This is a genomic window from Shewanella sp. GD04112 (genome assembly GCF_029835735.1).
Taxonomy (GTDB): Bacteria; Pseudomonadota; Gammaproteobacteria; order Enterobacterales; family Shewanellaceae; genus Shewanella.
In genome coordinates, this window is record NZ_JAOEAL010000001.1 from 4,099,861 (window position 1) to 4,113,235 (window position 13,375).

General features: G+C 49.6%; 13 protein-coding genes. 8 read left to right on the forward strand and 5 right to left on the reverse strand.

What is annotated here, in order from left to right; genetic code table 11:
* Positions 1–207 precede the first annotated feature (207 nt).
* From rihA to azu, 3 genes are all read left to right on the forward strand, one after another.
* Positions 208–1,164 (forward strand): pyrimidine-specific ribonucleoside hydrolase RihA, encoded by a 957-nt coding sequence (gene rihA, locus N7386_RS18005; protein ID WP_279770136.1) that lies wholly within the window; start codon positions 208–210, stop codon positions 1,162–1,164.
* Positions 1,165–1,183: 19 nt separating this feature from the next.
* Positions 1,184–2,095, forward strand: coding sequence for a ribokinase (rbsK, locus tag N7386_RS18010; protein ID WP_279770138.1), 912 nt, complete (start codon positions 1,184–1,186; stop codon positions 2,093–2,095).
* A gap of 168 nt (positions 2,096–2,263) precedes the next feature.
* Positions 2,264–2,740 (forward strand): azurin, encoded by a 477-nt coding sequence (azu, locus tag N7386_RS18015; RefSeq protein ID WP_279770140.1) that lies wholly within the window; start codon positions 2,264–2,266, stop codon positions 2,738–2,740.
* Between the two features lie 148 nt (positions 2,741–2,888).
* Here the strand turns inward: azu and N7386_RS18020 are convergent, their stop codons facing one another.
* Positions 2,889–3,194: a DUF3622 domain-containing protein gene (locus tag N7386_RS18020; protein ID WP_011625141.1), complete on the reverse strand. Its 306-nt coding sequence runs from the start codon at positions 3,192–3,194 to the stop codon at positions 2,889–2,891.
* Positions 3,195–3,546: 352 nt separating this feature from the next.
* Here N7386_RS18020 and N7386_RS18025 point away from each other — a divergent pair, with 352 nt between their 5' ends.
* Entirely contained in the window at positions 3,547–4,815 is a 1,269-nt protein-coding gene (locus tag N7386_RS18025; protein WP_279770141.1) for a glycerophosphodiester phosphodiesterase family protein, read from the forward strand.
* Positions 4,816–4,900: 85 nt separating this feature from the next.
* Here the strand turns inward: N7386_RS18025 and N7386_RS18030 are convergent, their stop codons facing one another.
* Both N7386_RS18030 and N7386_RS18035 read right to left on the reverse strand, forming a co-directional pair.
* Positions 4,901–5,467 carry a phosphoribosyltransferase family protein gene (locus N7386_RS18030; protein ID WP_011624046.1) on the reverse strand — a complete coding sequence of 189 codons (567 nt, stop codon included), beginning with the start codon at positions 5,465–5,467 and terminating at the stop codon, positions 4,901–4,903.
* A 320-nt stretch (positions 5,468–5,787) separates the two neighbouring features.
* Positions 5,788–7,554: an alkaline phosphatase D family protein gene (locus tag N7386_RS18035; protein ID WP_279770143.1), complete on the reverse strand. Its 1,767-nt coding sequence runs from the start codon at positions 7,552–7,554 to the stop codon at positions 5,788–5,790.
* 270 nt (positions 7,555–7,824) lie between these two features.
* Here N7386_RS18035 and N7386_RS18040 point away from each other — a divergent pair, with 270 nt between their 5' ends.
* Positions 7,825–8,250, forward strand: a complete 426-nt coding sequence (locus N7386_RS18040) for a CBS domain-containing protein (protein ID WP_011624048.1) — start codon at positions 7,825–7,827, stop codon at positions 8,248–8,250.
* A gap of 83 nt (positions 8,251–8,333) precedes the next feature.
* Positions 8,334–8,939 carry a DUF4274 domain-containing protein gene (locus N7386_RS18045; RefSeq protein ID WP_279770145.1) on the forward strand — a complete coding sequence of 202 codons (606 nt, stop codon included), beginning with the start codon at positions 8,334–8,336 and terminating at the stop codon, positions 8,937–8,939.
* A 41-nt stretch (positions 8,940–8,980) separates the two neighbouring features.
* Here the strand turns inward: N7386_RS18045 and N7386_RS18050 are convergent, their stop codons facing one another.
* Positions 8,981–10,351, reverse strand: coding sequence for an MATE family efflux transporter (locus tag N7386_RS18050; RefSeq protein ID WP_279770147.1), 1,371 nt, complete (start codon positions 10,349–10,351; stop codon positions 8,981–8,983).
* Positions 10,352–10,656: 305 nt separating this feature from the next.
* On the opposite strand from N7386_RS18050, the gene N7386_RS18055 reads away from it, so the two are divergent.
* Positions 10,657–11,571 carry an alpha/beta hydrolase gene (locus N7386_RS18055; RefSeq protein WP_279770149.1) on the forward strand — a complete coding sequence of 305 codons (915 nt, stop codon included), beginning with the start codon at positions 10,657–10,659 and terminating at the stop codon, positions 11,569–11,571.
* 94 nt (positions 11,572–11,665) lie between these two features.
* Here the strand turns inward: N7386_RS18055 and N7386_RS18060 are convergent, their stop codons facing one another.
* The gene (locus N7386_RS18060) at positions 11,666–12,148 is read right to left on the reverse strand and encodes a cupin domain-containing protein (protein ID WP_279770151.1); all 483 of its coding nucleotides are present in this window, start codon (positions 12,146–12,148) and stop codon (positions 11,666–11,668) included.
* 246 nt (positions 12,149–12,394) lie between these two features.
* Between N7386_RS18060 and N7386_RS18065 the strand changes: the two genes are divergently transcribed.
* Entirely contained in the window at positions 12,395–13,303 is a 909-nt protein-coding gene (locus N7386_RS18065; protein WP_279771067.1) for a GGDEF domain-containing protein, read from the forward strand.
* The last annotated feature ends 72 nt before the right edge of the window (positions 13,304–13,375 follow it).

The window sequence follows — 13,375 nt, forward strand, 5'->3', positions numbered from 1 at the left end:
CAACACGCCAGAACTTCCTTATCATTCCATGATCGGTAAGGCATTAGAGAACTTGATTCTGCCTAAAGCGGGGCGCTATTGTAGCAGCTTATTGATAGAAATCAGAAAAAGCTCACAGTTTGCCCTAAAGACTCGGCCACATCCTAGCCTGCAAACTTGAGCATGCTATTCTACGTTTCCATTCCCGCTGTTTAAAGGAGTAACAGTATGAGTCGTCCGATTATTTTGGATTGCGATCCAGGCCATGACGATGCTATCGCGCTCATTTTAGCCCTCGCCCATCCAGAGCTAAACCCACTGGCCGTGACCACCAGCGCCGGCAACCAAACCCCTGATAAAACCCTCAATAACGCCCTGCGGATCTTAACCCTGCTCAATCGCAGCGATATTCCGGTCGCGGGCGGCGCGGTTAAACCCTTAAGCCGTGAATTGATGATTGCCGACAACGTTCACGGTGAAACAGGGCTCGATGGCCCGGCATTGCCTGCACCGAGTTTTCAACCTCAAGCCGTGAATGCGGTCGAGCTGATGGCCGAGAAAATCCGCCAAAGCGATAAGCCAGTAACATTAGTGCCTACTGGGCCGCTCACCAATATCGCGCTGCTACTCGCCAGCCATGGCGAGTTACACGCCAAGATTGAGCGCATAGTGTTGATGGGTGGTGCCGCCGGGGTTGGTAACTGGACACCCGCCGCCGAGTTTAATATTTTTGTCGACCCAGAGGCGGCCGATATCGTCTTTAAATCCGGAATTCCCATCACCATGTGCGGCCTCGATGTTACCCATCAGGCACAGATCATGGATGAAGATATCGAACGTATTCGCGCTATTCCGAATCCCGTGGCTAAGTGTGTCGCCGAGTTGTTGGATTTCTTTATGATTTACCATAGAGATCCTAAATGGGGCTTTGTCGGCGCGCCGCTGCATGACCCTTGCACTATCGCTTGGTTACTTAACCCCGCATTGTTTGATGCCCAAGACTGCTGGGTCGGCATTGAAACCCAAAGCGAGTTAACACTGGGGATGACGGTAGTCGACCGCTATCAACTGACAGGCAAATCCGCGAATGCGACAGTGCTATTCGGCATTGATAGACAGGGCTTTGTTGACTTGTTAGTTGACAGCTTAGCGGCCTACACACCAACCTATCTCAATCGCAGATAAACTTAAGAGTGAACCTTCCATGAGCCAGATCCTCGTTATCGGCAGTGCGAATGCCGACCATGTGATGAACTTTGAGTATTTGCCCGTTCCCGGCCAAACCTTAATGAGCCGAGCCTATCGCTTGGAACACGGTGGCAAAGGGGCGAATCAGGCGGTAGCCTGTGCCCGTTTATGCCAAGCGGATGCGGAAGTGGCATTTATCTGCCATCTCGGCCAAGACAGTGTCGGCAATGACATGCGTACAAGCTGGCTCAAGGATGGCATTAAGGCCGAAGGTATTACCCAAGTCGCCAATATGAGTACGGGCACGGCGCTGATTTTTGTCGGCGATAATGGGGAGAACTCCATCGGGATCGCCGCGGGCGCCAATGCCCATCTCACCCCGAGCGAGCTAGAGAAGCATTACGCCCTGTTTGCCAATGCCCAATTCTTACTGATCCAGCTCGAAACGCCGATGGAGACGGTTCACCACGCATTGCAAACCGCCAAGCGCCTCGGTATTACCACAGTGCTGAATCCTGCGCCTGCAACCAGTCAGGAGTTGGATTACCTCAAATGGGTCGACATCATTACTCCCAATGAGACCGAGGCCGAAGCGCTTACAGGCATTGAGGTCAAGAATGAAGAAGATGCCGAACTTGCCGCACAGTGGCTACATCAGCAGGGCGTTGCAACTGTCGTCATAACCTTAGGCAGTAAAGGCGCGTTTATCAGCAGTGCTGGCTTTACCGGGTTAATTCCGGCGCTGACAGTGCAAGCCATAGATACGGTTGCCGCGGGCGATACTTTTAATGGCGCCTTAGTGGTGGGTTTAAGTGAAGGCATGTCAATTGCCGCGGCCGTCGGGTTTGCCAATGCTGCCTCGGCCATTACCGTTACCCGAGAAGGCGCCCAGCGCGCGATTCCCTATCGCCACGAAGTCCAACGTTAGCCTATGAGTGCGGCAAATTGTCGCACTCAACCTCTTTCATTCAAAAGTACTATATACATAATTTACATACCGAATTCATTCCCATTTAATGAATTCAGCCTATGCTGGCAAGCGCATGTTCGAGCCAAAACGGCTCGACCCACCTTGTTCAGAATAAGGAAGTACCAGATGAAAGCGAAAAGCACCACTTTACGTAATATGACTAGCGCTAGCTTACTCGGCCTAGGATTATTCGTCGCCAGCCAAGCGAGTGCTAACGAATGTGAACTCAAGATTGCTGCGACTGACGCTATGCAATTTGACACTAAAGAGCTGTCTGTTCCTGCAACGTGTAAGGAAGTGACCCTCACACTAACGCACACTGGCACGCTGCCAAAAGCAGCTATGGGCCACAACTGGGTATTAACTAAAGCCGCTGATATGTCTGCCGTTGCGACCGATGGTATGAGCGCTGGCGCCGATGCAGCTTACGTTAAAGCCGGTGATACCCGTGTTATCGCTCACACTGCGTTAGTGGGTGGCGGCGAATCAACTTCTGTAAAATTTAGCACTGCGGGCATGAGCGCGACTGAAGCTTACCAGTTCTTCTGCAGCTTCCCAGGCCACTGGGCGATTATGCAAGGTAGCTTTAAGATCCAAGGCTAATTCCATTGCCTAATGCTCACTTAAGGGAATACCTTAAGTGAGACAACAAAAAAGCGGACCTCGGGTCCGCTTTTTTGTTGAATGCTGATTGGCTCACAAGCCAGTTTGCCTTCGAGGATTTTGTTTCGAGATGTCTTCTTCGAGCGAGTTATTCTTCGCCGAACTCGTCTTCATCATCAAAATCATCGGCATCGGTTGCCGCTTCAGCCGCTAAAGCCGCCGCTAATTTGGCCTTAGCCTGTTTCTCTGAGCGACGCTTGTTGCGCTCAGCCAGCGTGCCTAAAAACACTTGCAGCTCGGCTTGACCCCAAGCTTGTGCCTCGGCTTCGGTCGCAAAACCGTCATGGCTTTTCGACACTACCGTCTTAGTCGACGTCATACGACGGGTGATTTCCGTCTTCCAACCATTTTCAGCTTGAGTGACGCGAAAATCGTATTTTTTACCCTTGCTCATTCTGCTCTATTTCCTAAATGATGCTTGCCACGTTTGTCTTATCAAGCGATACAAACGCCATCATAAAACAAAAGGAGCGCAGTTTACTTGATTTCGGCAAAGAAAGATCGCTTACGAGAAAATTTTCATGCTCAGCTGGCTCAGTGAGTCGCGGCATCCCAATATAACCCCGCCTGCCAGATGATTTTTCGCCCTAATCTTAGTCCTAAGCTCAATATCAAGCTAGCGCAAAAGCGGCTGGCGGACGGTATCTTTTCTTGTTTTGGTCATAAAAATAAGTAAATTTAGTCATATAGCAATTTTAGAGTGTGAGGGCCCCTATTAATAAGTCATTCATAATTTAGGAAAGATGATGAATACCTCCTCAGTAACACTCTGTATGCTGTTGGCAAGCACGGCCCTGCTAGCAGGCTGTAACAGCGATAACAAAGATAGCGAGACTGCACCGCCACCAGCGAAAATGGTGCCCGCCCAAGTCGGTGAGCGACCACTGTTTTTAGTGCGCCAAATGCAGGACAGCAGCTTAAAGACCCACTTAGCCCAGTGCGAAACCGATCATTTCTACCGTAGTGATTTTTCTATTGGTCACCGCGGCGCGTCGATGCAATTCCCTGAACACACTAAAGAATCCTACCAAGCGGCCATCGACTCTGGCGCGGGTATCGTCGAGTGTGATGTGACTTTTACCGCGGATAAAGCCTTAGTCTGTCGCCACTCCCAGTGCGATCTCGCCAGCACAACCAATATTTTGGCCATTCCCGAACTTGCCAACAAATGCTCAGTCCCCTTTACCCCTGCCGATGCGGCCAATGGCGTCGCCGCCACAGCAACTTGCTGCACCAGCGATATCACCCTCGCCGAATTTAAAATGTTAAAGGGTAAGATGGAGGGTGAGAATCCCAAGGCGACCAATGTCGAGGAATTTATCAATGCCACGCCTAAGTGGCGCACCGATCTCTATGCGGGCAACGGTACCCTGATGACCCACGCAGAGAGTATTGAGATGTTTAAAAAGGCTGGCGTCAAAATGACCCCAGAGCTAAAAGCCGCCAGTGTCGCTATGCCCTTCGACGGTTTTACTCAGCAGGAGTACGCCCAGAAGATGCTCGATGAATATACTGCGGCAAGTGTCGATGCCTCTCAAGTATTCCCCCAATCCTTTAATTTAGAAGATGTAAAATACTGGATTGCTAACGCCCCCGAGTTTGGCAAACAAGCGGTATATCTTGATGATAGATATGATATTCATACGGGCTTTGACCCACAGGACTCCTCCAGCTGGTCGCCCTCAATGGCGGAACTTAAAGCCCAAGGCGTAGAGATTATCGCGCCGCCACTCTGGGTGCTAGTGACCTTAGATGCGGATAAAAAAATCATTCCATCGGAATATGCCAAAGCCGCGAAAGCAGCGGGACTTAAGATCATCACTTGGAGTTTAGAGCGCTCAGGATTATTGAAAGATGGCGGCGGTTGGTATTATCAAAGCATCACAGATGCCATTGATAATGAAGGCGATACCTATGAGCTGCTCGATGTACTCGCCAAAGATGTCGGCGTGATTGGCGTGTTTTCGGACTGGCCGGCGACTGTCACTTACTATGCCAACTGCATGGATTTATAGGCCAAAACAATAGGCTCTATTTCAAAACCGAGAAACAAAAAAGCGTTAGCAAAAACTGCTAACGCTTTTTATTAACAGATTCTTTTTACTTAAAAAGATGCTGAATATTTTTTAAATCGCCCTTACCTTCGGCAATTTCTTCCGGCGTTAAGCCTGTCACTTCGTGTGGGAACACTAACCAATCTTCAGAGGCATGGATATAGTAATCAGGCTTTAAAGGCACTGCGGTATTTTTTGGCTTGTAATAAGGGCAAGCGATACGAATATCCTGCGGCATGTTTAAGCGCATCAGTTGGCTTAACTTTTCCTTCAGCGCGTGGATACTGCGGCCAGAGTCAAACACATCGTCCACAATCAGTAAGCTGTCGCTAGCATTCGCATTTTCAACAATGTAATGCAGGCCATGGACTTTGATTTCTTTGCTTTGCTTGTCGGTACCAATACCGTAGTAAGACGAGGTACGCACAGCGATATGATCGGTTTCAACCTTCTTAAAGTCGAAAAACTCTTGTACCGCGATCCCGATTGGAGCACCGCCACGCCAAATACCCACGATAAACTGCGGACGGAATCCACTCTCATAAACCTGTGAAGCTAATAGAAATGAATCTTCGAGCAGTTGTTGTGCGGTAACGAAATATTTTTCTGACATGACACCGATCCCCATCTTAATTATTGATTTTAGGTGTTAAAGCGAGAGCTTTTACCCTGTAAGGTCTGTTCGGCGTCCAAAACACGAGAACAGCATTCTCTTCATAAGAGTCCTAGCAAGTGTAGGCAGCCGCCGAATTTTGGGAGCGAATTTTATACCAAAAAAAACCGCCGTGCTGCAGTTATAGTCATAAGTTGCAGGTGAACGGCCGTTTATTTTGCATTTTTAGGACGGAACTAACAAAAAGCGGACAAAAAAGGCCACCCAAAGGTGGCCAACAAGGAACGAGCACAGGCTCAAAGCAAAGTGTGGCGCTTAAGTTAGCTCACAGGGTTGATAATAGGTTCACCGACCTTAGTCATGGCGCTGTAGCTGCGGCTACTCGACTCTTCAAACTCCTTCGCCAGAATCGTGCTGACATAATGCCAATCGCTACGCACGGCTTCCTTGGTGAAGGTTAAGGTCATAAAGCCACGGTCTTTAAGGTTGGTGTATTTAAGATCTGGCACCAACTCGACGATCGCAGCCTCGGTCGCGGGGATCTGTTCCGCCGGTAGATTTAAGTAATATTCCAAACCAGGTGATGATACCGAGCTTGTGGCAAACTCAACCCCAACGGTATCGCCGTTTACATCTTTAAGCTCATTCGCCCAGGCATTATGGGTGTCACCGGCAATCACCACTAGGTTGTGATTTTTCGATTTAGCCGTGCCTAAAATCACTTCCCTTTCATAGGCATAACCATCCCATGCATCCAAGTTATAGGGAATTGATGGCAGTTGCAGCAGGGCAATCACCTCTGGCGTTAACAGGGCTTGATTAGCCTGCAAGTACTGTAATTCTGCCGCCGTTAGGGTTGGATCATTTGCCGCAGCGCGGGCGGCTAACTTCGCCAGCGCCCCAAGCATGGCATATTGTGGAATGCTCATTTGCTGGGTTGCAATCGCCGCAGGTAGAGACATCTTGCCCATGAGGATCTGTTGTCCTAACACCTGCCAAGTGCCCGTGGCTTGCAATAAGGTGCCCTGTAACCAAAGTAACTGGGTCAGCCCTAACATAGTGCGCGTGGTCGATGTCACATCGGCGCGGAAACGCTCGCCATCGAAGGCGCCCGTGCTGGCATCCATATAATCGGCATAATCGAGCTGCTTATCGCGGGCCAAGACGCGCGTATCCAGCATATGTAAGTCGACTAAGTTGCCGTAACTGAAACTGCGATAAATCTCCTCATGGTTACCCTCGCGCCATGGACGGATTGGCAGCCACTCGAAGTAAGCCTGCAGTGCGGCTTCTTTGCGAACCGCAAAATCCCCTTCGCCTTCGTTGTGGTTCTCGGCGCCATCACGCCAAGTATCGTTTGCTACTTCGTGGTCGTCCCATACCGTAATAAAAGGCACTTTCGCGTGCAATTTTTGCAGGCTGGCATCGGTATGATATTGGCCGTAACGGGTACGGTAGTCGCTGAGGGTCAGCAGTTCGTTGACGGGCAACACTTCACGGCCAAGCTCTGCCGCATGTTCGCTGGCATAGCCGCCGCGGGCATATTCGTAGATATAGTCACCCAGATGCACCACGGCATCGAGGTCATCCTGCGCCGCAGCCAATTCATACACGTTAAAATAGCCGGCAGGAAAGTTAGCGCATGACATGACGGCAAGTTTTACCGAACTCACATCACCCTCGGGTAGAGTGCGGGTCTTACCCACCTCAGAGGTTTTTCCGCCCGTCATAAAGCGGTAGAAGTAGGTTTGTCCCGCACGTAAACCACGGGCATCGATTTTAACCGTGTAATCACGGTTAGCGTTGGTGACCATCTCCCCTGTGGTCACTAATTGTGAGAATGCTGCATCACTGGCCACTTGCCAGCTGACTTTAACATCCCCAGCAGAATCAGGCGTCACACGGGTCCAGAGGATCACCGCGTCTTGCGCGGGGTCACCACTGGCTACCCCATGTAAAAACTGCGCAGGAACAGATTTATCATTATCACTGTCACTACACCCCATTAGGCCGTAGGAGATCACTGCTGCACCAATGCCTTTGGCCGACATGGCTAAAAAATCACGACGAGTCACGGTTCGTTTCATTATTATTATTCCCTTATAAGATGAGGTTTCACTGGTATGAGGTCTAATGAGGCCCCGATTGTGAGACATCACTGTTACACATTTGTGACATCTTTGTCAGCCTTTTATGATTTCTTTTAATTCATAAGCTTATACTGGATAGCGTACTTTATTTGTACAGCACTGGCACAAGCCATGAGTAAGCTGCTAACATCGGATCAGTGGCAAATCGCTCAGATTTTGGCTCGTCGAGCATCAAACCTGAGCCTTGTTAAAAAAGGAATTTATAGGATGAAAGTCAGCGACATTATGAGCACTGAGGTCATCTGCATCAGCGATGGTGCAAGCCTGAAAGATGCCCACCATTTAATGCAAACCCGCGGCGTGCGTCATTTACCTGTGATATCTGAAACCGACGGCACCTTAGTCGGTGTGCTCACCCATAAGAAGATGATCGCCAGCGTATTGTCTATGCTGAACAAATACGGCCAAGGCGCATTGGATCGCAAAGAACGCTACACCCCCATAGCCACTGTGATGGACAAAGACTGCCAGCACTTAACCGCCGATGAGCCCTTAAGCGTGGTGGTAGAATACTTTATCGACAACAAACTCGGCTGCTTACCCGTAGTAGATAACGATAAGAAAGTATTAGGGATTGTTACCTCTTCCGACTTTATTAAGCTCTGTCGTACCCTGCTGCAACAGCAAGCTTAGCACCTAACATCCTCACTCTTTCTCGCTGGCCCGCAGTTATCAGGGCTGGCGAGAGTCATTATTTAACAATCCCAAGGACGCCCGTGGCTAAGTTATTAACCCAAGAACAATTTATCCGCGCCTATGAATGCGCCGAATTAGGCTGTATCGCCAACCATGACCGCCTCGCCCAATTGCTCGCCGATCCCGATTATGACGCTTTACATGAATACAGCGCCTACTTTGGCAAATCGGCGACACACATCATCTGTATCAGTGACTTACAAAGTATGGAGGAATTGCATTTTGTCGCGGGTAACTTGAATTGGGATGACCATGATCCCGATATGGTGAGGGCGATTATCGAACACCCACTCTGCGATGCGGGTACCGCTTTATTGCTCTACTGGTACGGACAAGGCTTTTATTACTCCACGCCACAGAGGTTAGACACGCCTTTTGGACAGCTATTCCAAACCATCACAGAACGCTTTGTTACGCGCGGCTATGCCAGTTATAGAATCCATTTTGATCCGTTTAAAGAATGTTTTATGCCCTCATTAGAGGACGTCCTCACGAATGGATGCCAAATTCCAGGGGCTATTTTTGCCCCCTACAGCACAATGGAAATCGAAACCGATGCAGGGCATTCAAGGTATCTACAATTTAAAAATGAACAGCTGAAATCGGGTAAATGGGGCCAGCAATAAGCCCCGAGCAGTCTTTAAATAGAGCGCTTAAAACCAAGCGATTAACGTGAAGAAACAGGCGTTGCTGGCGGAATACGGGTAAAACGCTGCCAGCGACCCGAGCGCCAACGGTGCACCATAATCAAGCCTCGCACCCATTCATCGGCCGCAACGGCAAGCCAAGCGGCAAGCACGCCATAACCTAAATGCAGCCCAAAGAACCAAGCCAATAGCACGCCAATTCCCCACATACTAAACAGGCCCACGCGCACCGGAAACGCCACATCCCCCGCGCCTTTTAATGCAGAAATAATCACCAGATTAAAGACTCGGCCAGTTTCGAGCGCGATGGAACCCAATAGCAGGAGTGCGGTAAGTTGAATGACCTCAGGGTTTTCACTCAGCCAGCCCACTATGGTAAAGCGCTGCCAATAAAAGGCTAACACTATGGAGAGGGAAGCAATAAAGCCCACAAGGCAATATTTTTGCACCCGCACAGTAATCTCATCGAACCATTGTTTACCGACGTAGTAACCGGTTTGAATTTGCGATGCCTGCCCAAGCGCCACCGCAAAACAGTAAATAAAGCGGCTGATATTCAAACCATAGGTATAGGCCGTCAGCGAGAGTGTGCCCATCTGGCTGATAAAATAGATGATGGTCATCTGCGCCACGTTGTAGGACAGCATTTCACCCGCATTGAGCAAACCTATGCGCATCACACTCCAATAGGTGCTGCGCGGCAATAACTTTAACCTTGGCATCGGCAGCGGGATACCTTTACGGTGGATCACCGCCAACATAATCAAGGCTCCGACAATCTGGCTGGTTACAGTCGAAATCGCCACGCCAGTCACCCCATAAACCGGCAACCCAAAGGGAGAATAGAGGGCAATATAGTTACCCAGCACGTTCATCAATCCCGTGCAGGAGGTGACTAACATGGCCGAGCGGGTAAAACCGTAGCTGCGTAAGATGGCGGCAAAGGCAATGTTCATCACCAGCCCAATACTTAAACTGCCGCAGATCAGCAGATAGTCATAACCATAGCCTGCGACCTCAGGCTCTAGGGCAAACAAACCGATAATGCCGTGGGCACCGAAAAACATCGATGCCCCCATCATCACGGCTAAGCCTAAGCTTAAGGCCACACTCGCCACACCAATATCGGTTGCCTGCTGCGTCTGCCCGGCACCATTATTTTGGCTGATCAGAATGCTGGCGCCCGTGCTGACCATCATGGACATCACCATCATAAAAAACATCAATTGGGTGGTGAGCCCCACTGCGGCGACGGCATTATCGGAATAATGGCTCAGCATAAAAATATCGCTGATCCCGAGTAAGGACTGCAGCAAGGTTTCGATAAAAATCGGCCAAGTGAGGGCGACGATGCCCATGCGTTGTTGCAGGGTTTTAGCTGATTTGGCCACGTTCTATCCTTACCGCTGGAAGACAAGTGAAATAGCAATAACACGCCAAGGTTGGCGAACGGTAATTTTCTTACATTTTTAGATTGTGCTCAATCTTTCATTACAACCAAACCGACCGCTGCAACCGTATTCATTCGCGATGCTTCCCTCAACAAGCTTTTATCAACAAGTGTTAATCAACTGAAATAGATGGAGTTAATAGCAAATCAGCCAATACACACTACCCTTTTCAATATTGAGCCGATACACTTTGCCGACCACAAGGGGCGATAAGCGCTCACCGAATATATTCAGGGAAACTGCACATGAGCCAACTCTATTTAGAAGACGGAATTAAACAATTGGTGAGCGAGTTTATCGCCGCAGGTTGCCCTTCGGTGCGCGAGCAAAGCCTTGAGGAACGTCGCCAAGGGTATATCGCCAGCACGGTATTGGCTGGCGAGCCGGAAGCGGTATTTGAGGTCAAAACCCTATCCCTTGAGGGCATAGAATTAACCCTATTTAAGCCCTCGGCGGACAACAACTTACCCGTGGTCATTTACTATCACGGCGGCTGTTTTGTCAGTGGCGGCATCGCCACCCATAATCAGCAACTGCGTAAAATCGCCAATGATTCCGGCGCGTTAGTGGTGGCGGTCAGCTATCGCCTCGCCCCTGAACATGTCTACCCCGCCGCCCATGACGATGCCTTCAATGCCGCCAATCTCGTGCAGCAACATTGCCAGCAATGGGGCGGCGATAACACCAATATCAGCCTGATGGGCGACAGTGCCGGTGGTCATTTAGCCTTAGTCACTTGTCTGCGGTTAAAAGCACAAGGGCAATGGTTACCTAAAAAACAAGTGCTTATCTATCCTATGTTGGATGCGACCGCCAAAAGTCAGAGTTATATAGACAATGGCGACAAGTACATTATCAACCGCGACACCCTGCTCACGGGCTTTGACATGTACCTCGATTGGCACCCCAGAACCGATGTCGAAGCCAGCCCACTTCGCAGCCAAGAGTTAGAAGGTTTACCCGAAACCCATATCATTACCGCCGAATTCGATCCCTTGCTAGATGAGGGTGAACAGCTATTCCGTAACCTATTAGATGCGGGCGTAAATGCCCATTGCCGCCGCTATTTAGGGGTGATCCACGGCTTCTTCCAACTCGCTGGAGTCAGTCAATCGGCGCGGGATGCCATGGTGCAGGTAACCCATATTATTCGCGCTTAACCTGATTAAGCCGCATGCCTTAATGCGGGGCATGCGGCTACCGAATCCATTCAACGAACAACTCATTGCATGATAACGCAATGATCAAACGACGCTATTTCGTCTCTGGCCGACTCAGTTTGTGGATCACATCTTGATGCTGCGGATACATGTCCAGCAAAGCTTCTTGGCTAAATAACTCAAAGTCATCGAAGGTAAAACCCGGTGACACCATACAGCCCACCAGCGAAAACCCTGGTTGATTCATGGCCGAGCCAAAAATACAGCCCTTAGGCACTAAAAACTGTGGCCTTTCGCCCGCAGCTAAATCCAGCCCCAACTGCGCCGTGGTCAGCTCGCCCTCAGGGGAAATCATATAAATCGTCAGCGATTGACCCGCATGGAAATACCACATTTCATCGGCCGTGAGTCGATGAAAATGCGACACTTCGCCGGTTCTCAGTAAGAAATAAATACTGCTCCATAGCTGACGACTCGGATCGAAGGCCGATTCTGAGCGATAGGAAGAACGGTAATAACCGCCCTCAACATGCTGCTCAAGTTCTAAATACTGAATAAAATCATCAGCCGTGCGCATACTCATCCCTCATTAAATTGATACGGGCTAGAGTCTACACCCTAAGTCCAATTTAATTAATTCTCTCGTGCCCTGCTTGCTTCTCACCGGCCAGTCGAACATAAACACGAATACCATGTGGTTAAGGTTTGTTTTCGCCATAAAAAAAGCTAAATTCTTACCATAGACTGAATGGCGAATGATGACATTCTTAGCAAGTGTCAAAGCCTTGAATAAGTCAGATAACCTTTGTGGGGAGCTTGTTTGATGGTCAGTATTGAGCAAATGGCTTTAGTGCTGGACGCGCTACCCGATCCGGCGTTTATCCTGTCCCAAAGCGGCCGCTATGTTGCCGTGTTTGGCGGTAAAGATGCGCGTTATTACCACGACGGCAGTGGATTAGTCGGCCTTTACCTGAGCGATGTACTCAACGACGAAAAAACCACTTACTACCTCGGTATTATTCAGCAAGCCTTAGATAGCCGTAAATTATTGATTGAGGAATATGAGCTCAGTAATAAGGATGTCAAAGGCTTACCCGATGAAGGACCATCGCAACCCATCTGGTTTGAGGGGCGCATTCAGGCGTTAGATTTTCTGGTGAATAACGAACCCGTCGTCCTCTGGGTCGCCAGTAATATTTCCAAGCGCCATAAACTGGAATTACAACTGCGGCAGTTAAGCGATACCGACCAATTGACAGGGCTCTATAACCGCCGCCGCTTAGACCGTGATTTACAACTACTCTTCGACACCTTTAGCCGCCACCGTATTCCGGCCTCGATCTTAGTCTTAGATCTGGACCACCTAAAACGGATCAACGATCAACTGGGTCACCAAGCGGGCGATCGCGTTATCATGGCAGTCGCCGACACCTGCCAACAACAATTTCGCAAAACCGACAGCGCCTACCGTTTTGGTGGCGATGAGTTTGTGATTGCCCTGCCCGGAGTTGACCATGACCAAGCCATAGTGTTTGCCGAATACCTCTGTGACTGCTGCTTCAAGGCATTGCAGCAACTCTCTGTAAAGGGATTATTTGCCACCGTCAGCATAGGTGTCGCCAGCATAGAAGCGGGCGATGAATCCTATGAAGACACCCTAAAACGCGCCGATGCCGCGCTCTATCAAGCCAAGCGGGATGGCAAAAACCGCGTTATCGCCAATAGTGCTTGATGCCGCATCGCCCCGACAAATCACCAATAAAAAAGCGAACCTAGGTTCGCTTTTTTATATACATCACACGCT

What these genes read in the sequence shown, in the direction of transcription:
- rihA (WP_279770136.1), top strand. Translation starts at nt 208, where the DNA reads ATGAGTCGTCCGATTATTTTGGATTGCGATCCAGGCCATGACGATGCT.
- rbsK (WP_279770138.1), top strand. Translation starts at nt 1,184, where the DNA reads ATGAGCCAGATCCTCGTTATCGGCAGTGCGAATGCCGACCATGTGATG.
- azu (WP_279770140.1), top strand. Translation starts at nt 2,264, where the DNA reads ATGAAAGCGAAAAGCACCACTTTACGTAATATGACTAGCGCTAGCTTA.
- N7386_RS18020 (WP_011625141.1), bottom strand. Translation starts at nt 3,194, where the DNA reads ATGAGCAAGGGTAAAAAATACGATTTTCGCGTCACTCAAGCTGAAAAT.
- N7386_RS18025 (WP_279770141.1), top strand. Translation starts at nt 3,547, where the DNA reads ATGAATACCTCCTCAGTAACACTCTGTATGCTGTTGGCAAGCACGGCC.
- N7386_RS18030 (WP_011624046.1), bottom strand. Translation starts at nt 5,467, where the DNA reads ATGTCAGAAAAATATTTCGTTACCGCACAACAACTGCTCGAAGATTCA.
- N7386_RS18035 (WP_279770143.1), bottom strand. Translation starts at nt 7,554, where the DNA reads ATGAAACGAACCGTGACTCGTCGTGATTTTTTAGCCATGTCGGCCAAA.
- N7386_RS18040 (WP_011624048.1), top strand. Translation starts at nt 7,825, where the DNA reads ATGAAAGTCAGCGACATTATGAGCACTGAGGTCATCTGCATCAGCGAT.
- N7386_RS18055 (WP_279770149.1), top strand. Translation starts at nt 10,657, where the DNA reads ATGAGCCAACTCTATTTAGAAGACGGAATTAAACAATTGGTGAGCGAG.
- N7386_RS18060 (WP_279770151.1), bottom strand. Translation starts at nt 12,148, where the DNA reads ATGCGCACGGCTGATGATTTTATTCAGTATTTAGAACTTGAGCAGCAT.
- N7386_RS18065 (WP_279771067.1), top strand. Translation starts at nt 12,395, where the DNA reads ATGGTCAGTATTGAGCAAATGGCTTTAGTGCTGGACGCGCTACCCGAT.